The organism is Polaromonas sp. AET17H-212 (assembly GCF_002379085.1).
Taxonomy (GTDB): Bacteria; Pseudomonadota; Gammaproteobacteria; order Burkholderiales; family Burkholderiaceae_C; genus Polaromonas.
Genome location: NZ_NBZW01000005.1, coordinates 132,960 through 158,286 on the forward strand (window position 1 = coordinate 132,960; position 25,327 = coordinate 158,286).

Annotated in this window: 23 protein-coding genes and 2 tRNA genes; 5 read left to right on the forward strand and 20 right to left on the reverse strand. The window is 63.2% G+C overall.

Translation table 11 applies throughout. The features are described 5' to 3' along the window. Positions 1-37: 37 nt before the first annotated feature. From phaR to B7G53_RS06810, 4 genes are all read right to left on the reverse strand, one after another. Positions 38-526 (reverse strand): polyhydroxyalkanoate synthesis repressor PhaR, encoded by a 489-nt coding sequence (phaR, locus tag B7G53_RS06795; protein ID WP_255249931.1) that lies wholly within the window; start codon positions 524-526, stop codon positions 38-40. Positions 527-798: 272 nt separating this feature from the next. Next, positions 799-875, reverse strand: a tRNA-Val gene (locus B7G53_RS06800). 76 nt (positions 876-951) lie between these two features. Continuing rightward, a complete protein-coding gene (locus B7G53_RS06805; protein WP_096665602.1) occupies positions 952-3,195 on the reverse strand; it encodes a RelA/SpoT family protein in 2,244 nt (747 codons plus the stop codon). An 89-nt stretch (positions 3,196-3,284) separates the two neighbouring features. After that, positions 3,285-4,184 carry an alpha/beta fold hydrolase gene (locus tag B7G53_RS06810; RefSeq protein ID WP_096665605.1) on the reverse strand — a complete coding sequence of 300 codons (900 nt, stop codon included), beginning with the start codon at positions 4,182-4,184 and terminating at the stop codon, positions 3,285-3,287. 92 nt (positions 4,185-4,276) lie between these two features. On the opposite strand from B7G53_RS06810, the gene B7G53_RS06815 reads away from it, so the two are divergent. Further along, a complete protein-coding gene (locus B7G53_RS06815) occupies positions 4,277-5,059 on the forward strand; it encodes a 3-hydroxybutyrate dehydrogenase (RefSeq protein WP_096665485.1) in 783 nt (260 codons plus the stop codon). A gap of 342 nt (positions 5,060-5,401) precedes the next feature. After that, the gene (locus B7G53_RS06820; RefSeq protein WP_096665488.1) at positions 5,402-6,016 is read left to right on the forward strand and encodes a porin family protein; all 615 of its coding nucleotides are present in this window, start codon (positions 5,402-5,404) and stop codon (positions 6,014-6,016) included. 56 nt (positions 6,017-6,072) lie between these two features. Here the strand turns inward: B7G53_RS06820 and B7G53_RS06825 are convergent. The 10 genes from B7G53_RS06825 to uvrB form a co-directional block, all read right to left on the reverse strand. After that, positions 6,073-6,147: transfer RNA gene (locus B7G53_RS06825), tRNA-Val, on the reverse strand. A gap of 34 nt (positions 6,148-6,181) precedes the next feature. Further along, positions 6,182-6,889 (reverse strand): DNA polymerase III subunit epsilon, encoded by a 708-nt coding sequence (gene dnaQ, locus B7G53_RS06830; protein WP_096665491.1) that lies wholly within the window; start codon positions 6,887-6,889, stop codon positions 6,182-6,184. Positions 6,890-7,001: 112 nt separating this feature from the next. Beyond that, the gene (fdx, locus tag B7G53_RS06835) at positions 7,002-7,340 is read right to left on the reverse strand and encodes an ISC system 2Fe-2S type ferredoxin (RefSeq protein WP_096665493.1); all 339 of its coding nucleotides are present in this window, start codon (positions 7,338-7,340) and stop codon (positions 7,002-7,004) included. 19 nt (positions 7,341-7,359) lie between these two features. Next, a complete protein-coding gene (gene hscA, locus B7G53_RS06840) occupies positions 7,360-9,234 on the reverse strand; it encodes a Fe-S protein assembly chaperone HscA (RefSeq protein WP_096665496.1) in 1,875 nt (624 codons plus the stop codon). A gap of 41 nt (positions 9,235-9,275) precedes the next feature. Continuing rightward, positions 9,276-9,797, reverse strand: coding sequence for a Fe-S protein assembly co-chaperone HscB (gene hscB, locus B7G53_RS06845; RefSeq protein WP_096665499.1), 522 nt, complete (start codon positions 9,795-9,797; stop codon positions 9,276-9,278). A gap of 139 nt (positions 9,798-9,936) precedes the next feature. Further along, on the reverse strand, positions 9,937-10,260 hold the full coding sequence (gene iscA / locus B7G53_RS06850; RefSeq protein ID WP_096665502.1) for an iron-sulfur cluster assembly protein IscA: 324 nt from the start codon (positions 10,258-10,260) through the stop codon (positions 9,937-9,939). A gap of 17 nt (positions 10,261-10,277) precedes the next feature. After that, positions 10,278-10,673 carry a Fe-S cluster assembly scaffold IscU gene (gene iscU / locus B7G53_RS06855; protein WP_096665505.1) on the reverse strand — a complete coding sequence of 132 codons (396 nt, stop codon included), beginning with the start codon at positions 10,671-10,673 and terminating at the stop codon, positions 10,278-10,280. 31 nt (positions 10,674-10,704) lie between these two features. Continuing rightward, positions 10,705-11,922, reverse strand: a complete 1,218-nt coding sequence (locus B7G53_RS06860) for an IscS subfamily cysteine desulfurase (protein WP_096665508.1) — start codon at positions 11,920-11,922, stop codon at positions 10,705-10,707. Positions 11,923-12,012: 90 nt separating this feature from the next. Then, entirely contained in the window at positions 12,013-12,549 is a 537-nt protein-coding gene (iscR, locus tag B7G53_RS06865; protein WP_096665511.1) for a Fe-S cluster assembly transcriptional regulator IscR, read from the reverse strand. Between the two features lie 265 nt (positions 12,550-12,814). Continuing rightward, complete coding sequence (uvrB, locus tag B7G53_RS06870) at positions 12,815-14,917, reverse strand: excinuclease ABC subunit UvrB (RefSeq protein WP_096665514.1); 2,103 nt, start codon at positions 14,915-14,917, stop codon at positions 12,815-12,817. A 184-nt stretch (positions 14,918-15,101) separates the two neighbouring features. Between uvrB and B7G53_RS06875 the strand changes: the two genes are divergently transcribed. Next, complete coding sequence (locus B7G53_RS06875; protein ID WP_096665517.1) at positions 15,102-16,298, forward strand: amino acid aminotransferase; 1,197 nt, start codon at positions 15,102-15,104, stop codon at positions 16,296-16,298. Between the two features lie 172 nt (positions 16,299-16,470). Here B7G53_RS06875 and B7G53_RS06880 read toward each other — a convergent pair whose 3' ends face one another. Together B7G53_RS06880 and ygiD are read right to left on the reverse strand one after the other, a co-directional pair. Next, the gene (locus B7G53_RS06880; RefSeq protein WP_096665520.1) at positions 16,471-16,836 is read right to left on the reverse strand and encodes a nuclear transport factor 2 family protein; all 366 of its coding nucleotides are present in this window, start codon (positions 16,834-16,836) and stop codon (positions 16,471-16,473) included. Positions 16,837-16,856: 20 nt separating this feature from the next. Beyond that, a complete protein-coding gene (ygiD, locus tag B7G53_RS06885; RefSeq protein WP_096665523.1) occupies positions 16,857-17,711 on the reverse strand; it encodes a 4,5-DOPA dioxygenase extradiol in 855 nt (284 codons plus the stop codon). A 248-nt stretch (positions 17,712-17,959) separates the two neighbouring features. Here ygiD and B7G53_RS06890 point away from each other — a divergent pair, with 248 nt between their 5' ends. Together B7G53_RS06890 and rsxB are read left to right on the forward strand one after the other, a co-directional pair. Further along, positions 17,960-19,354: a polyhydroxyalkanoate depolymerase gene (locus tag B7G53_RS06890; protein ID WP_096665608.1), complete on the forward strand. Its 1,395-nt coding sequence runs from the start codon at positions 17,960-17,962 to the stop codon at positions 19,352-19,354. A 27-nt stretch (positions 19,355-19,381) separates the two neighbouring features. Next, positions 19,382-20,044, forward strand: a complete 663-nt coding sequence (rsxB, locus tag B7G53_RS06895; protein WP_096665526.1) for an electron transport complex subunit RsxB — start codon at positions 19,382-19,384, stop codon at positions 20,042-20,044. Here the strand turns inward: rsxB and B7G53_RS06900 are convergent. From B7G53_RS06900 to B7G53_RS06915, 4 genes are read right to left on the reverse strand one after another with little or no spacing between them, the layout of a single operon-like run. Further along, complete coding sequence (locus tag B7G53_RS06900) at positions 20,041-20,481, reverse strand: CBS domain-containing protein (RefSeq protein ID WP_096665529.1); 441 nt, start codon at positions 20,479-20,481, stop codon at positions 20,041-20,043. The genes rsxB and B7G53_RS06900 overlap by 4 nt on opposite strands. Before the next feature lie 28 nt (positions 20,482-20,509). Next, the gene (locus B7G53_RS06905; RefSeq protein ID WP_096665532.1) at positions 20,510-21,565 is read right to left on the reverse strand and encodes a 2-oxoacid:ferredoxin oxidoreductase subunit beta; all 1,056 of its coding nucleotides are present in this window, start codon (positions 21,563-21,565) and stop codon (positions 20,510-20,512) included. After that, on the reverse strand, positions 21,562-23,412 hold the full coding sequence (locus B7G53_RS06910; RefSeq protein ID WP_096665535.1) for a 2-oxoacid:acceptor oxidoreductase subunit alpha: 1,851 nt from the start codon (positions 23,410-23,412) through the stop codon (positions 21,562-21,564). Before B7G53_RS06910 ends, B7G53_RS06905 begins: the two co-directional genes overlap by 4 nt. Next, the gene (locus B7G53_RS06915) at positions 23,409-25,247 is read right to left on the reverse strand and encodes an FAD-dependent oxidoreductase (protein ID WP_096665538.1); all 1,839 of its coding nucleotides are present in this window, start codon (positions 25,245-25,247) and stop codon (positions 23,409-23,411) included. Before B7G53_RS06915 ends, B7G53_RS06910 begins: the two co-directional genes overlap by 4 nt. Between the last annotated feature and the right edge of the window lie 80 nt (positions 25,248-25,327).

The window sequence follows — 25,327 nt, forward strand, 5'->3', positions numbered from 1 at the left end:
GCTGGGGCCGCTGGCGTCCTAAATGGCCTGGACGCGGTCAGCGCTTCAGGCCCAGGGCGGCGAGCATCTGCTCGCTTTGTTTTTGCATCTGCTCCTGCATTTGCGTGAACACGGTTTTCGACTGCTCGACATAACTGCCCATCATGCCCTGCATGGCCGGCGACTGCGCATTGACAAACTGCGCCCACGCTTCCGGCGTCAGGCCTTTGGACTGCTCGGACATCTTGAGCTGCAAGTCCATGAAGGACTGGACGTTTTTCTCGAGGTAGGAACCCATGAAGCTCTGCATCGCATTGCCGTAAAAGCGGATGATGTTGGACAACACCGCCTCGGTGAACATGGGTGCGCCGCCGGCTTCTTCTTCCAGGATGATCTGCAGCAGGATGCTGCGTGTCAGGTCCTCGTTGGTTTTGGCATCGCGCACCACGAAATCGGTGCTGTCCATGACGAGGTTCTTGACTTCGGCCAGCGTGATGTAGGCCGAGGTATCGGTGTCGTAAAGACGGCGATTCGGGTATTTCTTGATGACACGCGGCGACGCCGCCTTGCCGTTACCGCCCTTGGTGCCCGGCTTTTTTCCCGGCGTGCTATCGACGGGGGGAGACGAGTCGGTTGACTGGCTCCTGGACTCACTGGTGGGCTTGCTCTTGGGCACTGTGCGAACTCCTCTGTGAATGACTGCCTGCACCAATGCACAGGGTCATCACATTCTAGGAAGTATGCCTACCTGCAATCCCCTTGGTTTACCCTGTGTGCACCGTGGGATGCACGGCTGACGGGAAAACAACTTCAGGAAATTGGTAGGCGCGATTGGACTCGAACCAACGACCCCCACCATGTCAAGGTGGTGCTCTAACCAGCTGAGCTACGCGCCTAAGGACTGTTCGACCTCGTCATTGTAGCAGGGCAAACCCGGCCTTTTGCGCCCGCGCCGATTTTTTTGCCGACAAATCAGCGCCTGCGCGCCGAACGCACGCCATTGACCTCGGCGACGGTGGCCAGCACCTGGTTGAGCCGGCCCGCGTCGGCCACCTCCACCGTGAAGGTCATCCAGGCCGTGCCGCCGCGGTTGTCCTTGACCGAGGTGGTCTGCACGCCAATGACGTTCATTTTTTCCCGCGCAAACACTTCCGAAATATCGCGCAGCAGGCCTTGCCGGTCGGCCGCTTCCACGGCCACGTCCACCGGGTACACCGAGCCCTCGCTGCTTTTGGGCTGACTCCACTGCACCTCGATCACCCGGTCGGGGCTGCCGCTGGCCATGTTCCTGAAGTTGCTGCAATCGCTGCGGTGGATGCTCACGCCCTTGCCCTTGGTGACAAACCCGAGAATCGCATCGGGCGGTGCGGGCTTGCAGCACCTGGCCAGTTGCGTGAGCAGCGAGTCGATGCCGACCACCAGCACCCCGCCTTTGCGCCCGCGCTCGGACGACTTGTCATGTTGCCGGGCCTTTTTGGCCAGCACATAGTCGTCCTGCGTGGGCGGCGGCTCGGGCGGCTTGAGCATGTTTTCAATGGTGCGCAGCGACAGCTCGTCCTTGCCCACCACTTCAAACAGATCCTCGGCGCTCTTGAAGCCCAGCTGCGTCGCGACATCCTCGAGCTTCATCGCGGTCTTGCCCTCGCGTTGCAGCAGCTTTTCCACCGCCTCACGTCCGCGCGCCACCGTTTGCGCCATGGCCTGGGCATTGAACCAGGCACGCACTTTCGAGCGCGCGCGGTGGCTGGCCAGAAAGCCGAGTTCGGGGTTGAGCCAGTCGCGCGACGGGCCGCCCTCCTTGGTGGTGACGACTTCCACCGTCTGCCCGTTTTGCAGCGGCGTGTTCAGCGGCACCATGGCGCCGTCGATGCGTGCGCCGCGGCAGCGGTGGCCCAGGCTGGTGTGCACGCTGTAGGCGAAGTCGAGCGCCGTCGCCCCTTGCGGCAGTTCGACGACAGCCGCGTCCGGCGTCAGCACATAGATGCGGTCTTCAAACAGGCCCTGGTTGGCGTCGCGCGCCTTGGCTGCCACCGGTCCCGACAGGTCGCGCTCCCAGGCCAGCAGCTGTCGCAACACGGCAATTTTTGCGTCGTACTCGCTGCTGGCCGACACGCCGCTGTAACCCTTGGTGCCGGCCTCCTTGTAGGCCCAGTGGGCCGCCACGCCATGCTCGGCATGGTCGTGCATGGCCTGCGTGCGGATCTGGATCTCGACCGCGCGCTGCTGCGCATCGCGCACCACCGTGTGCAGCGACTGGTAGCCGTTGGATTTCGGCTTGGCGATGTAGTCGTCGAATTCGCCCTCGACCGGCGTGAAATGCGAATGCACAAACCCGAGCGCCGCGTAACAGCCCTTGACGTCCGCGGCGATCACGCGCAGAGCGCGGATGTCGAACACCTGGTCGAAATCGAGGCCCTTGCCGCGCATCTTCTTGACGATGCTGTAGATGTGTTTGGGCCGGCCCTGCACCAGCGCGGCAATGCCGTTGCTGTTCAGGTCGCGTTCCAGCTGCGCGCGCAGCGCCTCCATGAAAACCTCGCGCTCGGCGCGTTTTTCATCGAGCAGGCGGGCAATGCTTTTGTAGGTGTCCGGCTCCAGAAAACGGAAGGCGAGGTCTTCCATTTCCCACTTGACCTGCCAGATGCCCAGGCGGTTGGCCAGGGGTGCAAACACGTTGAGCGATTCGCGCGCCACGGCCAGCGGGCAAGGTTGCCGGATGGCCGCAAAGTAACGCAGCGTCTGCAGGCGAGACGCGAGGCGCAGCATCACGACGCGCAGATCGCGCGAAAACGCCAGCAGCATCTTGCGCACGTTTTCAGTCTGCGCCGCCGGGTCTTCCAGCTGCGCCCTGGCATCGGCGCCGCGGGCCTGCTTCTGCACATGGACGAGTTTGGTGGTTTCCATGGCCAGGGCCGCGAAGTTGGCGCCGAAAGCCTTGGCAATCACCTCCTGCGGCTTGTTCAGGTGCGCGCAGGCGTGAACGAGGTAGGTCGCGGCCTGCATGGCCTCGGAGCCGCCAATGGCCTTGAGAATCGCCGCGACGGCATCCGCATGGGCCAGGATGTTTTCACCGGTGTCCAGCGTTTCACTGGCGATCAGCGGCTCGGCAAAGGCCCTGGCGCGTGCCAGCGCGTGCGGCTGGTCCGGCAGGCTGTCCGCCGTGGCGGTCACGATGGACGCGTTGGGCAGCGGTGTCATGGGCGTCATGGGCGCCATGCCCGTGTTGGGCTTCAAAGGCGACTTGGGCGGGGCGCCCGGCCCGGCCCCGGCATGTTTCGTCACAGGCAACTTTTCAATAAAAAATTTCAGACAAGAAGAAAATCGCCCACCGTGCTGACCTGATCCAGCGCCACCAGGGTCGGGGCATGGCCGACTCCTTCAAACTCCACCAGGCGGGCCCGGGGACCGCGCTGCGTCATGGCCTGCGCCGTGACGCGGCTGAGCAAGTCCGATTGTGCGCCGCGTACGACCAGTGTCGGCGCCCGAATGTTGTCAAAAAGTTGCCACAACAGGGTTTCACCTTCGCGCGCCGAGGTTTCGGTCGCCGCCCGGACCGGCACCGCAATGGCCGGGTCGTAATGCAGCATCACGCTGCCATCGGTGGCACCCGGCACAGGCTTGACCATGTGGCGCGACAGCGCCAGCCATTGCTCGGGCGTGTGCGGGCCAAAGCTGGTCGAGATCGCCCACATCGCGTCGGCCGCGTGTTGCAGCGAGGCGAAATGGCCGGCTTTGCCGAGGTAGGCCGCAATACGCGTGATGGCCTGCCACTCGATGGCCGGCCCCACGTCGTTGAGGACCAGCTTGCGCACCGGCGCCGGCAGGGGCAGCTCGGGCTGGCCCGCAATGGCCATGCCGATCAGGCCGCCCATGCTGGTGCCGACCCAGTCCAGCGTTGTGACCGGCGCTTGCTGCTGCAGGTGCGCCAGCAGTCCCATCATGTCGGCGGCGTACTGCGGAATCTGGTAACCCATGGGGTCCTGGAGCCAGTCACTGCGGCCCCGACCGGCCACGTCGGGGCACACGACCCGGACCTCGTCCGACAGGTATTCGGCCAGCACATCAAAATCCCTGCCCTGGCGCGACAGGCCATGAACACACAGCACCACATGCGGGTTGGCCGGATCGCCCCACTCCCAGTACGCCATGCGGTGCCCTCCCGAAGCGTCGGGGCACGATACGTAGTTCAGCGTAGGTTCAGTCATGGCCAGGGAATCCGGGTTGCAGGCTTGATAATTGCCCGAGCCGCTGTTGTTCAGCGTCTGACAGGCATCGTAAATCATCCGGAGAAAACTTCATGCTCAAAGGTAAAACTGCACTCGTGACCGGCTCCACCAGCGGCATCGGCCTGGGGATCGCCAAGGCGCTGGCGGCGCAGGGGGCCAACATCGTGCTCAACGGTTTCGGCGACGCCGAAGGCCCCAAGGGGGAAATTGCAGCGCTGGGCGTGAAAGTGGCCTACCACGGTGCCGACATGAGCAAGCCCGCCGAGATCGAAGCCATGATGACTTTTGCCGCGGCGCAATTCGGGCAGGTGGACATCCTGGTCAACAACGCCGGCATCCAGCATGTGGCCAGAATCGAGAACTTTCCGGTAGAGCGCTGGGACGCCGTGCTGGCCATCAACCTGAGCAGCGCCTTCCACGCCACGCGGCTGGCCCTGCCGGCCATGCAGGCCGCCAACGGCGGCAAGGGCTGGGGCCGCATCATCAATGTCGCCTCGGTACACGGCCTGGTCGGCTCGGCTGAAAAATCCGCGTATGTTGCCGCCAAACACGGCATCGTCGGCCTGACCAAAGTCACGGCCCTCGAAAACGCCACCACCGGCGTGACCTGCAACGCCATCTGCCCGGGCTGGGTGCTGACGCCGCTGGTGCAAAAACAGGTGGACGCCAGGGCCGCGGCAGGCGCCATCTCCAACCAGCTGGCCACGCAGCAGCTGCTGGGCGAGAAAGAACCGTCGATGCAGTTCACCACGCCCGAGGAACTGGGCGCGCTGGCGGTGTTTTTCTGCTCGCCGGCCGGCAACAATGTGCGCGGCGTGGCCTGGAACATGGACGGCGGCTGGGCAGCGCAGTAAAGCGCCGAAAACCTGCGCCGCAGGAAGCTGGCGGCCGGGTGCCGCCAGCCCTGCATTCTCCCAAAAATAAAGCAAAATTAGCCCTCAGCCCTTGATGGTCGTTCACCAATAGCTATTAATTTCATAGCAAATTGAGCCTGCTTGTACCCTGCCCACACGGCTGACGTGTGGTGCCCGGCGGGTGACACCATGGCCCGCCACCATGATCTGATTTCTTCCGTCCGTCCTACATGCGCGTCAGACGCCTCCTACAAGCCGTTCCGCCCTGAAGATTTAGACTGGCCGCGTCATTTGTCGGTCCATCCCACCAAGAGGCGGATCTTCATCCTGCGAGGAGTCATCGTGAAAATAATTCATCGTGTTCTCTCCAGCGTGTTGCTCAGTGCAGCAGCCGTCGCCGGCAGCCTGCCCGTCCAGGCCCAGATCAGCAACCCTTCCTCGAGTTCCGGCAGCAGCGCCTGGTATGCCCCTGGCAGCGCTTACCTCGGCTTCAATGCCGGTCGCTCCAGTTACCGGCAAGGATGCGGCACCGGAGTGTTCAACTGCGGTGACAAGGACAATGCCTACAGCCTCTACGGAGGCGGCACGTTCAGCAACAACTTCGGCCTGGAGTTGGGCTACGTCGACATGGGCAGCATTGACCGTGGTGGTGGCACGACCAAGGCTTACGGCATCAACCTGAGCCTGGTCGGCAGGGTGCCGCTCAGTCCGACATGGGGCCTGTTCGGCAAGGTGGGCACAACCTACGGCCGCACCAGCGTGACCTCCACGCCTGGTTCGGGCGTCACCAGCGGCGACGAGGACGGCTTCGGGCTGTCGCTCGGGGCGGGTGTGAGTTACGACTTTACCGACAGATGGTCCGCGGTCCTGCAATGGGAGCGGCACGACTTCAAGTTTTCCGGCTCGGGACGCGACAACGTGAACGCCACCACGCTGGGCCTGAAGTACCGGTTCTGACACCAACCGGGCCATAGAAAAAGCCCCAAGTCGCAAGCGACTTGGGGCTTCAATTCTGGTGGGCGGTGCAAGTTTCGAACTTGCGACCCCTGCAGTGTGAATGCAGTGCTCTACCCCTGAGCTAACCGCCCTGTTTGGTCAGCCTCAGATTATAAGGGTTTTTTGTCACGCACCGGCCAGTTCGCGCCAGACAGTTTTGCCTTTGCTGCTTTTATCGATGTCCGCCAGCAGGCTTTCGTGGGCGGCGATCTCCTGATCGTTGGCCAGCAGCAGCGGCAAATCAAAACCGCTGAGGTCCATCACCACGGCGGCGCCCCCCTCCTGCGTGCTGCCGCCCAGCTCCATCACCAGCGAATTCTGCCCGCGCGTCAGGTTGATATAGACGTCGGCCAGCAGCTCGGCGTCGAGCAGGGCGCCATGCAGCGTGCGGCCCGAGTTGTCGACGTCCAGGCGATCGCACAGTGCGTCGAGCGAATTGCGTTTGCCGGGATACAGCTCCTTGGCCATCATCAGGCTGTCGGTGACCTTGGCCACGCAGTTGCGGATCGAGGCACGCCCCATCAGCTCAAGCTCCTTGTCCAGGAAGCTGATGTCGAAAGGCGCGTTGTGAATGATGACTTCGGCGCCTTCCAGATACGCCAGCAACTCGTCGGCGACCGCCGGAAATTTGGGCTTGTCCTGCAGGAACTCGTTGCTGATGCCGTGTACCTTGAGCGCGTCCTCGTGGCTGTCGCGCTCGGGGTTCAGGTAGAAGTGTTTGTTGTTGCCGGTGAGCTTGCGGCCGATCAGCTCGACGCAGCCGATTTCGATGATGCGGTCGCCGTTTTCAGCGGACAGGCCGGTGGTTTCAGTGTCTAGAACGATTTGGCGCATGGTTCAGATGATAGCTGCGCTGGGTCCGAGAATGTTTTTCCGCCGGGCCGCCCCAAGGAAAAATGCGCCCCCTCGGGGGGCAGCGCAGCACACGCAGTGGCAAGCGTGGGGGCTAGTGCACTTCCTTGGCGTGGTTGATCGAGTATTTGGGAATCTCGACCGTCAGGTCGGTTTGCGCCACGATGGCCTGGCAGCTCAGGCGCGAGTTGGGCTCCAGGCCCCAGGCGCGGTCCAGCAGGTCTTCCTCGCTCTCGTCCATCTCGTTGAGCGAGCGCATCCCTTCGCGCACGATGACGTGACAGGTGGTGCAGGCGCAGCTCATGTCGCAGGCGTGCTCGATGTTGATGTTGTTGTCGAGCAGCGCCTCGCAGATGGACGTGCCCGCAGGCGCGGACACTTCGGCACCGTTGGGGCAGTATTCAGGATGGGGCAGTATTTTGATGATGGGCATGGGGTGTTCGGTCCGGGGGTCAGACCGTCGCTATGTTTTTTCCGGCCAGGGCCTGGCGGATGCCCCGGTTCATGCGCTGGGCCGCAAAGTTTTCGGTCCCGCCAGCCAGGGCCTTGATGGCGGCTTCGATCTGCGCGGCATCGCCCTGCTGCCGGATGGCCGCCAGGTCGGCCATCAGGCGATCGATCTCCACCTTTTCCTCGGGGGTCAGCAAGTCGGCATCGGCAGCCAGCGCGCTGCGGGTCGCCAGGATCATGCGGTCGGCATCGACCTGCGCCTCGGCCAGCGCGCGCGCCTGCATGTCCTGCTGGGCCGTCGAAAAACTCTCCTGCAGCATGCGGGCAATGTCGGCGTCGGACAGGCCGTACGATGGCTTCACGTCAATATGCGCTTCCACGCCGCTGCCCTGCTCTTTGGCGCTGACGCTGAGCAGGCCATCGGCGTCCACGGTGAAGGTCACGCGGATGCGCGCCGCGCCCGCGGCCATCGGAGGAATGCCGCGCAGCTCGAAACGCGCGAGGCTGCGGCAGTCGGCCACCAGGTCGCGCTCGCCCTGCACCACATGCAGGGCCAGCGCAGTCTGGCCGTCCTGGTAGGTGGTGAAGTCCTGCGCCATCGCGGTCGGGATGGTCTGGTTGCGTGGCACGATGCGTTCAACCAGGCCCCCCATGGTTTCGATGCCCAGTGACAGCGGAATCACGTCAAGCAGCAGCAGGTCGCTGCCGGTGCTGTTGCCGGCCAGCTGGTTGGCCGAAATGGCGGCGCCCAGGGCCACCACCTCGTCGGGGTTCAGGTTGGTCAGGGGCTCGCGGCCAAACAGGCCGGCCACGGCGCGGCGCACCTGCGGCATGCGGGTGGACCCGCCCACCAGCACCACGCCCTGGACCTCGTCCTTGCCCAGCCCGGCATCGCGCAAGGCCTTGCGCGCCACCGTCAGCGTGCGCTGGGTCAGCCCGGCGGTGGCCGTCTCGAAGTCCGCAGCCTTCATGTCAAACTGCACGTTAGCCCTTGCCAGACGTGCGGTGAATGCTACTGAATCCGTAGCAGACAAAGCCTCCTTGCAAGCCCGGGCGGCCTGCAGCAAGGCGGCTTTGTCGCCGGGCGTGAGCGTGTCGGCCGCCAGGCCCGCCTTGGCCAGCACCCAGTCGACCAGCGCGCGGTCATAGTCGTCGCCGCCGAGGGCCGAGTCGCCGCCGGTGGCCACGACTTCAAACACGCCCTGCGTCAGGCGCAGGATGGAAATGTCGAAAGTGCCGCCACCGAGGTCATAAATCGCGTAAACACCTTCACTGGCGTTGTCCAGGCCGTAGGCAATGGCTGCGGCGGTCGGTTCGTTGATCAGGCGCAGCACGTTGAGCCCGGCCAGTTGCGCGGCATCTTTGGTGGCCTGGCGCTGGGCGTCGTCAAAATACGCCGGCACCGTGATGACCGCGCCGAAAATCTCGTCGTCAAAGCTGTCTTCCGCCCGGTAACGCAGCGTCGCCAGGATCTCGGCACTAACCTCGACCGGGCTTTTTTCACCGGCCACGGTTTGCAGCGTGACCATGCCGGGCTGGTCGATCAGCTGGTACGGCAGTTGCGCGCGGTTGCCGATGTCGTTGATGCCGCGGCCCATCAGGCGCTTGACCGAAGCGATGGTGTTTTGCGGATCCTCCACCTGTGCGGCGAGCGCGTCGTAGCCGATCTGGCGGCCGGTGGCGCCGTTGTCGTCCACCAGGTAACGCACCACGCTGGGCAGCAGCACGCGGCCCTGCGCGTCAGGCAGGCATTCGGCCACGCCGCTGCGCACGCTGGCCACCAGCGAATGGGTGGTGCCCAGATCAATGCCAATGGCGATGCGCCGCTGGTGCGGATCAGGAGTCTGGCCGGGTTCGGAAATTTGCAGTAATGCCATGAATGTGTGGGTCGCGCTGGGGGCTGGAGGTCTGTGACAGGCTATTGTCCCAGCGAGTCGATGCGCGCATCAATCTCGCTGCCAAAGCGCTCAATGAACATAAGGCTTCTCACCTGCCGGGCGGCGGCCGGAAAGTCTTTCTCCCGGTCCAGCGAATGCTCTATTTTTGATAGCTGCTCGCGCTTGCTGTCCAGGGTCTGGGCGGCTATTTCTTCCAGGCTGTCGAGGCCTTCCGCCTCTTCCAGCGCTTCCCGCCATTGCATCTGCTGGATCAGGAAATCCGGCGGCATGGCCGTGTTGCTCTCGGCCTGGATGGGCGCGCCGTGCAGCTCGCAGAGGTAGATCGCACGTTTGAGCGGGTTCTTCAGCCGCTGGTAGGCCTCGTTGATGCGCACCGACCACTGCATGGCCAGGCGCTGGGCGGCAGCGCCCTGCGCCGCAAACCGGTCGGGATGCGCCTCGCGCTGCAGCTCTTTCCAGCGCGCATCGAGCACGGCGCTGTCCTGCGCAAACTGCTCAGGCACGTCAAAAAGTTCGAAATCGTTGGATTGGAGCGACGCCACTTGGAGAGTCTGGTTTCGTGATGGAAAGCGTAGCGAGCGGCCGTCAGGCTAGGCGCACGGAGCGCAGCAACCGGAACGTACTCAGGTACGTGAGGATTGCGAGCACCGCGCAACGACGCATGGCGCCCGCGCAGTAGCTTTACACACGAAAGCTTTCGCCGCACCCACAGCGGTCACGCTCATTCGGATTGATGAACTTGAAGCCTTCGTTCAGGCCCTCACGCACGAAGTCGAGCTGGGTGCCGTCGATGTAAGCCATGCTTTTCGGGTCCACCAGCACCTTCACGCCGTTGTCTTCAAACACCACGTCTTCAGGCGCAATCTCGTCGGCATATTCGAGCTTGTAGGCCAGGCCGGAGCAGCCGGTGGTTCTGACGCCCAGGCGCACGCCCACGCCCTTGCCGCGTTTGGCCATGTAGCGGGTGACGTGTCGTGCGGCAGCATCGGTGAGGGTAACGGACATGGGAAAAGCTTCTCAGGTCAATGCGGTTGGTCGGCGTGCTTCAACTTGTAGTCGCTGACGGCCGCCTTGATGGCGTCTTCGGCGAGGATGGAGCAATGGATTTTCACGGGCGGCAAGGCCAGCTCTTCGGCGATCGCGCTGTTCTTGATGCTCGCCGCTTCGTCCAGGGTCTTGCCCTTGACCCACTCGGTCACGAGTGAGCTCGAGGCAATCGCCGAACCGCAGCCGTAGGTCTTGAAACGCGCGTCTTCAATCACGCCGGTCAGCGGGTTGACCTTGATCTGCAGCTTCATGACGTCGCCGCAGGCCGGTGCGCCGACCATGCCGGTGCCTACCGTGTCGTCGCCCTTTTCAAACGAGCCGACGTTGCGGGGGTTTTCATAGTGGTCCACCACTTTTTCGCTGTATGCCATTTTGTTTACCTCTTCAAGCTGTTTGCGCTGCTTAGTGAGCAGCCCACTGGATGGTGGACAGGTCCACGCCATCCTTGAACATTTCCCAGAGCGGCGACAGGTCACGCAGTTTGGCGACGTTTTCCTTGATCGTCGCCACGGCGTAATCAATCTCTTCTTCGGTGGTCCAGCGGCCTATGGTCATGCGCAGGCTGCTGTGGGCCAGTTCGTCGCTGCGGCCCAGGGCGCGCAACACATAGCTGGGCTCCAGGCTGGCCGAGGTACAGGCCGATCCGCTGGAGACCGCCAGGCCCTTGATGCCCATGATCAGGGACTCGCCCTCGACATAGTTGAAGCTCATGTTGAGGTTGTGCGGCACGCGCTTGTCGGCATGACCGTTGAGGAAAACCTCTTCCACGTCTTTCAGACCGGCCAGCATGCGCTCGTGCAGGGCACGGATACGCTGGTTTTCGTCGTGCATTTCCGCCTTGGCAATGCGGTAGGCCTCGCCCATGCCCACACACTGGTGTGTCGGCAAGGTGCCCGAACGCATGCCGCGCTCGTGGCCGCCACCGTGCATCTGCGCCTCCAGCCGCACGCGCGGCTTGCGCCGAACATACAGCGCGCCTATGCCTTTGGGGCCGTAGGTCTTGTGCGAGGTCAGGCTCATCAGGTCGACCGGCAAGGTGGCGAGATCGATGTCCACACGGCCGGTGGCCTGCGCCGCGTCCACATGGAAAATGATGCCTTTTTCGCGGCACAGGGCGCCAATCGCCGGGATATCCTGGATGACGCCAATCTCGTTGTTGACGAACATGACACTGACAATGATGGTGTCGGGGCGGATCGCCGCCTTCAGCACTTCCAGGTCGAGCAGGCCGTCGGACTGCACATCGAGATAAGTCACTTCAAACCCCTGGCGCTCCAGTTCGCGGCAGGTGTCGAGCACGGCCTTGTGTTCGGTCTTGACCGTGATCAGGTGTTTGCCTTTGGACTTGTAGAAATGCGCGGCACCCTTGAGCGCCAGGTTGTTGGACTCGGTCGCGCCGCTGGTCCAGACGATCTCGCGCGGGTCGGCACCAATCAGCTCGGCCACCTGCTCGCGGGCTTTTTCCACGGCGGCTTCGGCTTCCCAGCCCCACGCATGGCTGCGCGAAGCGGGGTTGCCGAAATGCTCACGCAACCAGGGAATCATGGCATCCACCACCCGCGGGTCGCACGGGTTCGTGGCGCTGTAATCCATGTAAATGGGGAAGTGTGGGGTTTCCATGTGGCTGGCTTTTTAGGTCACGGCTGGCTTGCAGCATCAAAAAAATGGACGGCAGTCTCCGGCAGTCGGGCCCTCACGGGCCACCGACGCTTAGGACTTCGAAAACGCGTTGCCCAGGGCAAACACCGAATTGGGCGCGTTGACGCGCATCGGCTTGGCCACAGGCGCGGTGAAGATGGCTTTTTTCACCATGGGCGTATTCTCAACAACCACGCCCTTGGCCAACTGGTCATCGACCAGCTTTTGCAGGGTCACAGAGTCGAGAAATTCCACCATGCGGCTGTTCAGCGAGGCCCACAGCTCGTGCGTCATGCAGCGGCCACCGTCACCGAGACAGTTTTCCTTGCCACCGCACTGGGTCGAGTCGATGGGTTCGTCCACCGACACGATGATGTCGGCCACGGTGATGTCTGCCGCCTTGCGGCCCAAGGTATAACCGCCGCCGGGGCCACGGGTGGACTCGACGAGTTCATGGCGGCGCAGTTTGCCGAACAGCTGCTCGAGGTAGGACAGAGAAATCTGCTGGCGCTGGCTGATGGCCGCCAGGGTAACGGGGCCGTTGTTCTGGCGCAGGGCCAGGTCAATCATCGCAGTGACCGCAAAGCGGCCTTTGGTCGTGAGGCGCATTTTCAAGCTCCTTAAAAGTTGGCTTGACTGTCGTTTGGCTCACCCTGTCCGCTTGTGGCTTGACAGGGAACTTTTTCTCCACCCGCCCCGGCCTGTCGGCCTGATCGGCTACAGGGCTTTTGTTGTTCTGGTTGATCTTGACTATTTTCGTCAAGTATAGCACAAAACCCTAGCGATCCAGTCGCCATTGTACCGCCAGAGCCTGTTTGTCCAAGACAAACAGAGCGGCATTCGTGACGAAAGTCCTCGCTTCCGCACTCCGCCCTCAGTCCGCCACCGGTGGCACATTGTCCACCCCCGGCGCGCCAAACGCCTGCGCCTTGAGCACGTGCAACTGGTCGCGAACGCTGGCCGCCCTTTCGAACTCCAGGTTTTTGGCATGTTCGATCATCTGTTTTTCAAGCCGCTTGATTTCGCGGGCAATGTCTTTTTCACTCATGTCCTCCACCAGGGCCTTCTGCAGCTCGAGTTTTTCCGCTTCCTTGCCGGATTTCTCGCTGTAGACGCCGTCGATCAGGTCCTTGATGCGTTTGACGATGCTGCGCGGCGTGATGCCATGTTCGAGGTTGAAAGCGATCTGTTTGTTCCGCCGGCGTTCGGTTTCATCCATCGCCTTTTTCATGGAGTCGGTGATGCGGTCCGCATACAGGATGGCCCGGCCGTTGAGGTTGCGGGCCGCCCGGCCTATGGTCTGGATCAGGCTGCGCTCGGCCCGCAGGAAACCTTCCTTGTCGGCGTCCAGGATCGCGACCAGGCTGACCTCGGGAATGTCCAGGCCTTCGCGCAGCAAATTGATGCCAACCAGCACGTCGAAGGTGCCGAGGCGCAGGTCGCGCAGGATTTCGACCCGCTCGACGGTGTCCACGTCGCTGTGCAGATAACGCACCTTGACGCCGTTGTCGGTCAAGTAATCGGTCAGCTGCTCGGCCATGCGTTTGGTCAGGGTGGTGATCAGCACGCGCTCGTTCTTGTCCACACGGATGCGGATTTCCTGCAGCACGTCGTCGACCTGGTGCGTGGCCGGCCGCACCTCCACCTCGGGGTCCACCAGCCCGGTGGGCCGCACCACCTGCTCCACCACCTTGCCGGCATGCTGCTGCTCGTAAGCCGCCGGCGTGGCCGACACAAAAATCGCCTGGCGCATCTTTGTCTCGAATTCCTCGAACTTCAGCGGCCGGTTGTCCAGCGCGCTGGGCAGGCGAAAACCGTATTCGACCAGTGTGGTCTTGCGTGACCGGTCGCCGTTGTACATGGCGTTGAGCTGGCCGATCATGACGTGGCTCTCGTCGAGAAACATGATGGCGTCTTTCGGCAGGTAGTCGCACAGCGTCGACGGCGGCGAGCCCGGCGGCGCGCCGCTCAGATGGCGCGTGTAGTTCTCGATGCCCTTGCAATGGCCGATTTCGCTGAGCATCTCCAGGTCGAAACGGGTGCGCTGCTCGATGCGCTGCGCCTCGACCAGCTTGCCGTCGCCGACAAACTGCTTGACACGCTCGGACAGCTCGATCTTGATGGTTTCCACCGCGGCCATGACCTTGTCGCGCGGCGTCACGTAATGGCTCTTGGGGTAGACCACAAAACGCGGCACCTTCTGGCGGATGCGCCCGGTCAGCGGGTCGAACAGCTGCAGCGACTCGATCTCGTCGTCAAACAGCTCGATGCGGATGGCCAGCTCGGAATGTTCGGCCGGGAACACGTCAATCACGTCGCCGCGCACGCGGAAGGTGCCGCGCGCAAAGTCCTGGTCGTTGCGCGCATACTGCATGCGGATCAGGCGCGAGATCACGTCGCGCTGGTTCATCTTGTCACCGGCGCGCGCGATGAAACGCATCTGCGTGTAGTCCTCGGGCGCGCCAATGCCGTAAATCGCGCTGACCGTGGCGACGATGATGGTGTCGCGCCGCTCCAGCACGCTTTTGGTCGCCGACAGGCGCATCTGCTCGATGTGCTCGTTGATCGCCGAGTCTTTTTCGATGAACAGGTCGCGCTGCGGCACGTAGGCCTCGGGCTGGTAGTAGTCGTAATAACTGACGAAATACTCCACCGCATTTTTCGGGAAAAACTCGCGGAACTCGCTGTACAGCTGCGCCGCCAGCGTCTTGTTGGGCGCAAACACGATGGCCGGCCGCCCCATCCGGGCAATCACGTTGGCCATGGTGAAAGTTTTGCCCGAGCCGGTCACGCCGAGCAGGGTCTGGAACACCTCGCCATCGTTGAGGCCCTCAACCAGTTGCTCGATGGCCACCGGCTGGTCGCCGGCCGGCGGGTAAGGCATGAAGAGCTCGAACGGCGAGTCCGGAAAGCGCACAAATTCGCCGTTGGCGGGGGCTGTGCCGGACTCCGGCATGACTTCAATCACTTCTGGCATAAAAAAACTCAATCCTGGCCCGCTAAAATCTGGGGCAATCAAACAGAATACGACATTTGGCGGGGGCGGGCGGAACCTGGGGCTGCCGATCTGCCGATCTGCCGGCTGTCCGCCTCACACCCGGTAAACCAGATGGCGTGCCGGACCGTTTAAAAAACACCAACCACCCTTGCAGAGGATTTTCATGTCGCTTTTCACCGCCGTCGAAATGGCCCCCCGTGACCCTATATTGGGCCTGAACGAGCAATTCAATGCCGACACCAACCCGAACAAGGTCAATCTCGGCGTCGGTGTTTATTACGACGACGACGGCAAGCTGCCCCTGCTGCAATGTGTGCAGGCCGCAGAAAAGGCCATGATGGCATCGCCCAAGCCGCGCGGCTACCTGCCCATGGACGGTGTGGCCGCCTATGACGCGGCCGTCAAGACGCTGGTATTTGGCGCCGACAGTGAGCCTGTCAAGAGCGGCCGCGTTGCCACCGCCCAGGCCATAGGCGGCACCGGCGGCCTGAAAATAGGTGCCGACTTCCTGAAAAAGCTCAGCCCGGACGCCAAGGTCCTGATCAGCGACCCGAGCTGGGAGAACCACCGCGCCCTGTTCGCCCAGGCCGGCTTCACCGTGGAAAGCTACCCCTATTACGACGCCGCCAAACGCGGCGTCAACTTCGAGGGCATGCTCGCGGCCCTGAATGCCGCGCCTGCCGGCACCATTGTGGTTCTGCACGCCTGCTGCCACAACCCGACCGGCTACGACATCACCAGCGAACAGTGGGACCAGGTGATCGCTGCCGTCAAGGCGCGCCAGCTGACCCCCTTCCTGGACATGGCCTACCAGGGCTTCGGCCAGGGCATCCAGGAAGATGGCGCGGTCATCGGCAAGTTTGTCGCCGCCGGCCTCTGCTTCTTTGTCTCGACTTCCTTCTCCAAAAGCTTCAGCCTGTACGGCGAACGTGTCGGCGCCCTGTCGGTGCTGTGCGAGAGCAAGGACGAGGCTGACCGCGTGCTGTCGCAGCTCAAGATCGTAATTCGCACCAACTACAGCAACCCGCAGATCCATGGCGCCACCGTGGTCGCCAACGTGCTGAACAACCCCGAACTGCGCGCGCTCTGGGAGAAAGAGCTGGGCGAGATGCGCGTGCGCATCAAGGACATGCGCCAGAAGCTGGTGGACGGGCTGAAAGCCGCCGGCGTGAAGGAAAACATGAGCTTCATCACCAAGCAGATCGGCATGTTCAGCTACTCCGGCCTGACGAAAGACCAGATGGTGCGCCTGCGCAATGAATTCGGCGTCTACGGCACCGACACCGGCCGCATGTGTGTGGCCGCGCTGAACAGCCACAACATCGCCCACGTCTGCGCGTCCATCGCCAAGGTGATGTAAATCGGCCTGGCCGGCCTGCCGCGCGGTTGGGCGCGGTGGCCCCGGCTCAGGCGGCCCGACCCGGCGCCGCTTCCGGCGGCCTTCCAAAATTCATGAAAAAAGTGCCCACGGCCCCTATGAAACAAGCACCATATGCTATTTATTTGATAGCAAAAGCCATGGCAGCCACTGATCAGCCACCGACCGTCGTCGGATCGTAGAAAAAGCGCTCTTCCACAATCTTGTCGCCCTCCCAGCGCTGGTGCGCCAGTTCGTCGATGCGCAGCATCGAGCCTGAAACACGGGTGAACTCGAACACCCAGTGGATCACGACGAAGTCGCCGTCGACCAGGAAGGAGTCCACCGGCAAGGTGCGCATCGCGCTGCAGGCGGCCATGACGGCCCGCTCGTAGCAGACCAACGTATCCCGGCCGCGCCGGGGCGGCTCGCTGTTTTCCTGCATGCTGGCGTCGGGCGCATAAAACTGCTCGATAGCCTCGACGTAGTGGCCCTGCTCCACCAGTGCGATGAATTCCTGGACAGTTTGGCGGCTTGGCATGGTGTGGGTAGGTTCCTGGTTCAGCCCCAGATCACGGAGCGCATGGAGATCGAGCCGAACTGGAAACTGGTATTGAAAAAGCGCGGCGCTTCATGGGCGTCCACAGCCGCTGCCGCATACAGCAACGGCAGGTAATGCTCATGGGTCGGGTGCGCCATCAGCGCCAGCTGGCCCAGCTTCTGGAAATTCTGCAGCGCATCTAGGTTGCCCTGCTGAATGTAGCCGCCGGTGGTCTGGTCAAACTCCAGTGCCCAATCATAGGCCTGGTGGCCGGCCGCGCCGCGCTGCGCCTGGCGCAGGTTGTGCACGATGTTGCCGCTGCCCACGATCAGCACACCGCGCTCGCGCAGGCCCTTGAGCTGTCTGGCCAGCGCGTAGTGGTCGGAGGGCGGGCGGCTGTAGTCCATGCTCAGCTGCAGCACCGGGATGGCGGCGTCGGGAAACATGGGTTGCAGCACCGACCAGGCGCCGTGGTCCAGGCCCCAGGCGTCCAGATCGACCCCCAGCGGGGCCGAGCCACGCTGCCTGACAAAACGGCTGATCTCGCGTGCGGCGGCGGGCGCGCCGGGCGCCGGGTACTGCTGGTCGAACAGCTCCTGCGGAAAACCGCCGAAATCATGGATGGTCTTGGGTTGCGCCATGCCGGTCACCCACCAGCCCTCGGTCAGCCAATGGGCCGAAACGCACAGCACCAGCTGCGGCGGCGGGTACTGGCTGCCGAACGCTGCGCCCAGCTCCTGCCAGCTGCGGCGGTATTCGTTGTCGCCTATCGCGTTCATGGGGCTGCCATGGCCGACAAACAGCACCGGCATCCGGTCGGATTTTTTCAGTGAAGTGAATTCGTCAAGCGCCAGGGCGCCGGTCATTTCGGTCATAAAAAGTCCATTTTGGCAAGCGGGGGCCAGAAGCCCTGGCGCCTTGCGACGCATTATTAAAGCCCATGCGCCTGCCTGGAGGGATGGCGATCAGGGCACAGGCCGGCCGCGCATGTGAGATTTTCCATTGAATGGCCAAAAGAAGTGCCATCCGGCCCTTCTGTATTGGTGTTTGCCCTCCATTTAATCGTAAGCACACCTGTTATTATTTGTTGCACTGCAGCATATCGTTGTACAAAGGTCAGACCATGCTTTATCAAGTTTATGAAACCCAGCGTTCGCTGATGGAGCCGTTTGTCGACTTCGCCCAGGCCGCCGCCAAGCTCTACAACAATCCGCTGTCGCCCTTGAGCCAGAGCCCGCTGGCGCAGCGGGCGGCCGCCGGCTACAGCCTGATTTACCGCCTCGGCAAGGACTACGAAAAACCGGCCTTCGGCCTGACCACCGTCGATGTGGATGGTACCGGCGTGGCCGTGCACGAGCGCATCGAGGTGGACAAGCCCTTTTGCGAGCTGCGCCGCTTCAAGCGTTTCACCGACGATCCGGCCACCCTGACCAAACTCAAGGGCCAGCCGGCCGTGCTGATCGTGGCGCCGCTGTCGGGCCATTACGCCACCTTGCTGCGCGACACCGTCAAGACCATGCTCAAGGACCACAAGGTCTACATCACCGACTGGAAAAACGCCCGCACCGTGCCGCTGTCCGACGGTGCCTTCGCGCTCGACGACTACGTCAACTACGTGCAGGAATTCATCACCCACGTGCAGGGCATCTACGGCAACTGCCATGTCATCAGCGTGTGCCAGCCGACCGTGCCGGTGCTGGCCGCGATTTCGCTGATGGCCAGCCGGGGCGAAACCACGCCGCTGTCCATGACCATGATGGGTGGCCCCATCGACGCGCGCCGGTCACCGACGGCCGTCAACAACCTGGCCATGAACAAGAGCTTCGAATGGTTCGAGAACAACGTGATCTACCGCGTGCCGAGCAACTTCCCCGGCGCCGGGCGCCGTGTCTACCCGGGCTTTTTACAGCACACGGGTTTTGTGGCCATGAACCCCGACCGCCATGCCAGCAGCCACTACGACTATTTCAAGGACCTGATCAAGGGTGACGACGCCAGCACCGAAGCCCACACCCGGTTTTACGACGAGTACAACGCCGTGCTGGACATGGACGCCGACTACTACCTGGACACCATCAAGATCGTGTTCCAGGAGTTCAAGCTGGTTAACGGCACCTGGGATGTGAAGTCCAGGGAAGGCAAGCTCGAGCGGGTGCGCCCCGAGGACATCACCACCACCGCGCACTTCACGGTCGAAGGCGAACTCGACGACATCTCGGGCTCCGGCCAGACCGAAGCCGCCCACGGCCTTTGCTACAACGTGCCCAAGGCACGCCAGAAGCACCTGGAAGTCAAGGGCGCGGGCCACTACGGCATTTTCAGCGGCCGCCGCTGGCGCGACATCGTGTATCCGCAGGTCAAGGCTTTCATTCTTGAGCACAACCAGGGGCCCACCCTTTCCGCACAGGCCAAGGCAGCTCCAAAGAAGGCAGCCAAGCCTGTAGCCCAACCGGCCGTCAAGGCGGCGCCCAAGCCCGCCACCCGCAGCGTCGCCAAAAAGAGCGCGGCCAGGAAATAAGCAGCCATCAATCCTGAGCGCCGCGCCGTGAACCTGCTCGCCGAGCGGCTCAATGCCGCACTGCCGCAAACGCAGTGCACACGCTGCGGCTACCCCGACTGCGCCACCTATGCGCAGGCCATGGCCGACGGCCAGGCTGAAATCAACCAGTGCCCGCCCGGCGGCGCCGAAGGCATTGCGCGCCTGGCCCGGATCACCGGCCGGCCCGCCCTGCCCCTCAACCCCGACAACGGCAGCGAAGTCCCGCGCCAGATGGCGGTTATCGACGAGGCCTGGTGCATCGGCTGCACCCTGTGCCTGGACGCCTGCCCGGTGGACGCCATCCTGGGCAGCAACAAACTCATGCACACCGTGATAGAGCCTTATTGCACCGGTTGTGAGCTGTGCATTCCAGTCTGCCCCGTGGATTGCATCAGCCTGGAAAACGTCACGGGTGAACGCACCGGCTGGGCCGCGTGGTCGGGAGCCGAGGCCGGGCTGGCCCGAAAACGCTATGAAATTCATAGCTATCGGCGCATGATGGACGAGGGAAAGAACCGTAAAAGGCTTGAAGAAAAAGCCGAGGCCGCGCTGGCGGACCTGCCCGGGCACTCACAACACACCGACCCGGCGGTGCTGGACCAGAAACGCGCCGTGATTGAAGCGGCGCTGGCACGCTCACGCGCCAGGCGCGACGCAGGCAACAGCTAGCCCAGCGCGTCATTGACCGAGTCCCGGAACTCGGCCAGGCTGACAGCGCTGTCAATTTCGCGCGGCAAAGCATCACGAATCGAGAACACCCCCAGGATTTTTCCGGCCGACGAGACAATCGGTAAATGCCGGAATCCGCGCTCCAGCAGGATCAACACGGCATCCGAGACGGTCATCTCGGGCACCACACACAGGGGGTTGTGTGTCATCACCTCGGACACCGGTGTTTTTTTGGCATTCAGGGCCTTGGCCAGCACGCGGGTCATCAGGTCACGTTCGGTCAGGATGCCCTGCATGACGCCGGCAGTGTCGATGACCAGCACGCTGCCGCAGTTGGCCTTGGTCATCACACAGGCGGCTTGCCAGACGCTGGCTTGCGGCGGACAACTCACCACATGCCGGTGCGGGATGGATTGAAACACGGTACGTTCAGACATGGGGTCCTCCTGTCCAGCAGGAATCGGGTTATCGCAGGGATGAATTGACCTTGTCCAGCGCACGCGAGCCCGGACACAGGGCCGCAGCGTCCAGCTTGTTCAGCGCTGTGTCGCTGGTGTTGAGCGCCACATGCAGGTCGGTCGCCAGCGGGTCGACATAAAGCAGCCCGGTGACCACTTCGCCACGCGCCTGGTGTGCGTTCATGTAACTCAGGGCCGCATACCGGTCGGTGGGATCGTAGTCGGCGTGCAGCTTGCGAAAACGCAGGCTGGAACCATCGTGCTGCACCACGTCAATCACTTCGCCCGGCGCATAACTGGTGGTGATTTCCTCGCGCGCACTGATGAAATCGATGCGGCTGACCGCCTCGTTGTGCTCACGCACGTAGTCGTAACTCTTGGTGCTGCCGGCATGGTTGTTGAAGGCCACGCAGGGACTGATGATGTCGATGAAAGCGGCACCGCCGTGGCCGATGGCGCCCTTGATCAGCGGCACCAGCTGCGCCTTGTCGCCCGAAAACCCGCGTGCCACATAGGTCGCGCCCAGTTGCAGCGCCAGGGCCACCAGGTCCACCGGGCTGTCGCTGTTGACCACACCCTTCTTGCTTTTGGAGCCCTGGTCGGCCGTCGCCGAAAACTGCCCCTTGGTCAGGCCATACACGCCGTTGTTCTCCACCAAGTAGACCATGTTGACGCCGCGTCGCATCGCGTGGGCGAACTGGCCCAGGCCAATCGACGCCGAATCGCCGTCCCCCGACACACCCAGGTACAGCAGGTCGCGGTTGGCCAGGTTGGCGCCGGTCAGCACCGAGGGCATGCGGCCATGCACGGTGTTGAAGCCATGGGAGGCGCCGAGGAAATAGTCGGGCGTCTTGGAGCTGCAGCCGATGCCCGAAAGTTTGGCGACGCGGTGCGGCTCGATGTCGAGTTCCCAGCAGGCCTGGATGATGGCCGCCGAGATCGAGTCGTGCCCGCAGCCGGCGCACAGCGTGGAAATTTTGCCTTCGTAGTCACGCCGGGTGTAGCCGACCTTGTTGACGGTCAGCGAGGGATGATGCAGCCGCGGTTTGGCCAGATAAGTCATGTCGCACGCTCCTTGCCTTGCGGCTGTGAGGTCTCTGCCCCGGCCTGCACCTGCTGCAGAATGGCCGCGGTGATGAAACGCGCAGTGATCGGCGTGCCGTCGTAATGCAGCACCCGCACCAGGCGCGCCGGATCGACATCAAGCTCGTTGACCAGCAGGCAATGCATCTGTGCATCGCGGTTCTGCTCGACCACAAACACCTTGTCATGCCCGGCAATGAACTGCGCGACCGGCGCAGGAAACGGAAAGGCGCGCAGGCGCAGCGCATCGATGTGGATACCGGCGTCGGTCAACACATCGAGCGCCTCGTTCATGGCCGGGCTGGTGGATCCGAAATAAATCACGCCCAGCCGGGTCGGGCGAGCGGCGGGCCGCAGCACCGGCTGCGGCACCAGCGTGGCCGCGGTCTCGAACTTTTTCAGCAGCCGCTGCACGTTGTAGATGTAGTCCGGGCCGCGTTCGGAATACTGGGCGTAGGCATTGCGCGTGGTGCCACGCGTGAAATAACTGCCCTTGCTGGGATGCGTGCCCGGCAAGGTGCGCCAGGGAATGCCGTCGCCGTCCACGTCCTTGTAGCGGCCGAAGTCCTTGCCCGCCTCCAGCTCCTCGGCCGTCATCACCTTGCCGCGGTCGTAGCTGCGGCTGTCGTCCCAGGCAAAGGGTTCGCACAGACGCTGGTTCATGCCGATGTCCAGGTCGGTCATCACAAACACCGGCGTCTGCAGCCGGTCGGCCAGGTCCAGCGCCGCGGCGGCATGTTCGAAACACTCGTGCGGGTCTTCCGGCAGCAGCAGCACATGTTTGGTGTCGCCATGCGAGGCATAGGCACAGGAAATCAGGTCGGCCTGCTGGGTGCGCGTCGGCATGCCGGTGGACGGCCCGCCGCGCTGCACATTGATGATGGTGACCGGGATCTCGGCAAAGTAGGCCAGCCCGAGGAACTCGGTCATCAGCGACACGCCCGGCCCCGAGGTGGCGGTGAAGGCGCGCGCGCCGTTCCAGCCGGCGCCCACCACCATGCCGATGGAGGCGATTTCGTCTTCCGCCTGCACCACGGCGTAGTTGTGCCGGCCGGTCGCGGGGTCCACCCGGTACCTGGCGCAGTAGGACTGGAAGGCCTCGGCCACCGACGAGGACGGTGTGATCGGGTACCAGGCGGCCACGGTGGCGCCGCCATAGACGCAGCCCAGCGCCGCGGCGCTGTTGCCGTCGACAAAGATCCTGCCACCGACCATGTCGCGGCGCTGCACGCGTATGCCCAGCGGCGCCTGCAGGTGTTCGCTGGCGAAGTCCCGGCCCAGGTGCAGGGCCTGCACGTTGGAGGCCAGCAGCTTTTCCTTGCCCTTGTACTGCTCGCCGAACAGCTTTTCGAGCACCTCGGGTTCGATCTCCAGCAGCACCGACAGCGCGCCCACGTACACGATGTTCTTGAACAGCTGGCGCTGGCGCGGGTCGCTGTAGACCGCATTGCAGATCTCGGTCAGCGGCATGCCGATGACATGGATGTCGTCGCGGAAGCTGGACGCCGGCAGGGGCCGCGTGCTGTCGTAAAACAGGTAGCCGCCCGGTTCCAACTCGGCCACATCCGATCCCCAAGTCTGCGGGTTCATGGCCACCATCATGTCGACGCCGCCGCGCCGGCCCTGATAGCCCTTGTCACTCACACGCGCCTCGTACCAGGTCGGCAGCCCCTGGATGTTGCTGGGAAAAATGTTGCGCGGGCTCACCGGCACCCCCATGCGCAAAATGGCCTTGGCAAACAGCTCGTTGGCGGAGGCCGAACCCGAACCGTTGACATTGGCAAACTTGATCACAAAATCGTTGACGGCTTCAATCCTTTTTTTCATGCGGACACTCCTGCTGCGCGTTTGGCAGCCTTGTTGGCATCGCGGCAGGACGGCCCGGCCTGTGTCGTTGTCAGCAAAAACTTCTGCATGTCCCAGGCCCCGGTCGGGCAGCGCTCGGCACACAGGCCGCAGTGCAGGCAGACATCCTCGTCCTTGACCATCACCCGCCCGGTCTTGAGTTCGCCGGACACATAGAGGTCCTGCGCCAGGTTCAGCGCCGGCGCCTTCAGCCGCGTGCGCAGGTCGGCCTCGTCGCCATTGGCAGTGAAGCTGATGCAGTCCATCGGGCAGATATCGACACAGGCGTCGCATTCGATGCAGGCTGGCGCGGTGAACACCGTCTGCACATCGCAGTTCAGGCAACGGCCGGCTTCCTTGAAGGCCGTTGCGGCATCGAAGCCGAGCTCCACCTCGACGCGTATGCTGGCCAGCGCAATTTCCGCCTTTGCCCAGGGCACCTTGAAACGGGCATCGTTAGAGGTGTCGTTGTCGTAGCTCCACTCATGGATGCCCATCTTGGTCGACATCAAGTTGGTCATCGGGTCGGGCCGGCGGCGGATGTCCTCGCCGTTCAGAAAGCGGTCGATCGACACCGCCGCCTCATGCCCGTGCGCCACTGCCGTGATGATGTTTTTCGGACCGAAGGCCGCATCGCCGCCAAAAAAAACATGGGGCAGGCTGGACTGGAAAGTCTCCTCGCCCAGCACCGGCAGCCCCCACTTGTCGAAGCCGATGCCGCAGTCGCGCTCTATCCAGGGAAAGGCATTTTCCTGACCTACGGCAATCAACACGGCGTCGCACTCGACCCGCACATCCGGCGCACCGGTCGCCACCAGGCTGCGCTGGCCACTGCCGTCATACACCGCCTGGACCACCTCAAACGTCATGCCGCTGAGCTTGCCCTGCCGGTGTTCAAAAGACTTGGGCACGTGGAAGTTGATGATGGGAATACCCTCGTGCTGGGCGTCTTCCTTCTCCCAGGGCGAGGCTTTCATTTCGTCGAAGCCGCTGCGCACAATGACTTTCACGTCGGTGCCGCCCAGACGCCGGGCGGACCGGCAGCAGTCCATGGCCGTGTTGCCGCCGCCGAGCACAATCACGCGCTGTCCAATCGTGGTGATGTGGCCGAAAGAGACCGAGGCCAGCCAGTCAATGCCGATGTGGATGTTCTCCGTGATCTCGCTGCGGCCCGGCAGCTCCAGGTCGCGCCCGCGCGGCGCGCCGCAGCCGACAAACACCGCGTCGTAGTCCTGCGCCAGCAGACCCTTCATGGAGGCGATGCGCTGGCTGCTCTTGAAGTTGACACCCAGGTCCAGGATGTAGCCGGTTTCCTCGTCGATCACCGACTCGGGCAGGCGAAAGCGCGGGATCTGGGTGCGGATGAAGCCACCGGCCTTCGCTTCGCCGTCAAACACCGTGACCTCGTAACCGAGTGGCGCCAGGTCACGCGCCACCGTCAGCGAGGCCGGCCCGGCACCGATGCAGGCAATGCGCTTGCCGTTTTTGGGCGCGAGTTGGGGCATGCGCTGGCGGACATCGTCTTTCATGTCGGCGGCGACACGCTTGAGGCGGCAGATGGCCACCGGTTCCGGGTGCTCGCCGTTGTTTTCCTCGACCCGGGTGCGGCGGCAAGCCGGCTCGCAGGGCCGATCGCAGGTGCGGCCCAGAATGCCGGGGAAGACGTTGGACACCCAGTTGACCATGTAAGCGTCGGTGTAACGACCCTGGCCGATCAGGCGGATGTATTCAGGAACGGGGGTGTGGGCGGGACAGGCCCATTGGCAATCGACGACCTTGTGGAAGTAGGACGGATTGGCTGTGTTGGTAGGCTGCAAAACGCTGTCTCCTTCGCCCCGCTGCAACACCACCGGGTCAGGAGGCCCGACCAGTTTACGCCCGGCCCGGCGGACTGTGC

Excerpts from the sequence above, each read along its gene's own strand:
- B7G53_RS06805 (WP_096665602.1), bottom strand. The coding sequence starts at position 3,195 with ATGGCGCCCATGACGCCCATGACACCGCTGCCCAACGCGTCCATCGTG.
- B7G53_RS06810 (WP_096665605.1), bottom strand. The coding sequence starts at position 4,184 with ATGACTGAACCTACGCTGAACTACGTATCGTGCCCCGACGCTTCGGGA.
- B7G53_RS06815 (WP_096665485.1), top strand. The coding sequence starts at position 4,277 with ATGCTCAAAGGTAAAACTGCACTCGTGACCGGCTCCACCAGCGGCATC.
- dnaQ (WP_096665491.1), bottom strand. The coding sequence starts at position 6,889 with ATGCGCCAAATCGTTCTAGACACTGAAACCACCGGCCTGTCCGCTGAA.
- fdx (WP_096665493.1), bottom strand. The coding sequence starts at position 7,340 with ATGCCCATCATCAAAATACTGCCCCATCCTGAATACTGCCCCAACGGT.
- hscA (WP_096665496.1), bottom strand. The coding sequence starts at position 9,234 with ATGGCATTACTGCAAATTTCCGAACCCGGCCAGACTCCTGATCCGCAC.
- iscA (WP_096665502.1), bottom strand. The coding sequence starts at position 10,260 with ATGTCCGTTACCCTCACCGATGCTGCCGCACGACACGTCACCCGCTAC.
- iscU (WP_096665505.1), bottom strand. The coding sequence starts at position 10,673 with ATGGCATACAGCGAAAAAGTGGTGGACCACTATGAAAACCCCCGCAAC.
- B7G53_RS06860 (WP_096665508.1), bottom strand. The coding sequence starts at position 11,922 with ATGGAAACCCCACACTTCCCCATTTACATGGATTACAGCGCCACGAAC.
- iscR (WP_096665511.1), bottom strand. The coding sequence starts at position 12,549 with ATGCGCCTCACGACCAAAGGCCGCTTTGCGGTCACTGCGATGATTGAC.
- uvrB (WP_096665514.1), bottom strand. The coding sequence starts at position 14,917 with ATGCCAGAAGTGATTGAAGTCATGCCGGAGTCCGGCACAGCCCCCGCC.
- B7G53_RS06875 (WP_096665517.1), top strand. The coding sequence starts at position 15,102 with ATGTCGCTTTTCACCGCCGTCGAAATGGCCCCCCGTGACCCTATATTG.
- B7G53_RS06880 (WP_096665520.1), bottom strand. The coding sequence starts at position 16,836 with ATGCCAAGCCGCCAAACTGTCCAGGAATTCATCGCACTGGTGGAGCAG.
- ygiD (WP_096665523.1), bottom strand. The coding sequence starts at position 17,711 with ATGACCGAAATGACCGGCGCCCTGGCGCTTGACGAATTCACTTCACTG.
- B7G53_RS06890 (WP_096665608.1), top strand. The coding sequence starts at position 17,960 with ATGCTTTATCAAGTTTATGAAACCCAGCGTTCGCTGATGGAGCCGTTT.
- B7G53_RS06900 (WP_096665529.1), bottom strand. The coding sequence starts at position 20,481 with ATGTCTGAACGTACCGTGTTTCAATCCATCCCGCACCGGCATGTGGTG.
- B7G53_RS06905 (WP_096665532.1), bottom strand. The coding sequence starts at position 21,565 with ATGACTTATCTGGCCAAACCGCGGCTGCATCATCCCTCGCTGACCGTC.
- B7G53_RS06910 (WP_096665535.1), bottom strand. The coding sequence starts at position 23,412 with ATGAAAAAAAGGATTGAAGCCGTCAACGATTTTGTGATCAAGTTTGCC.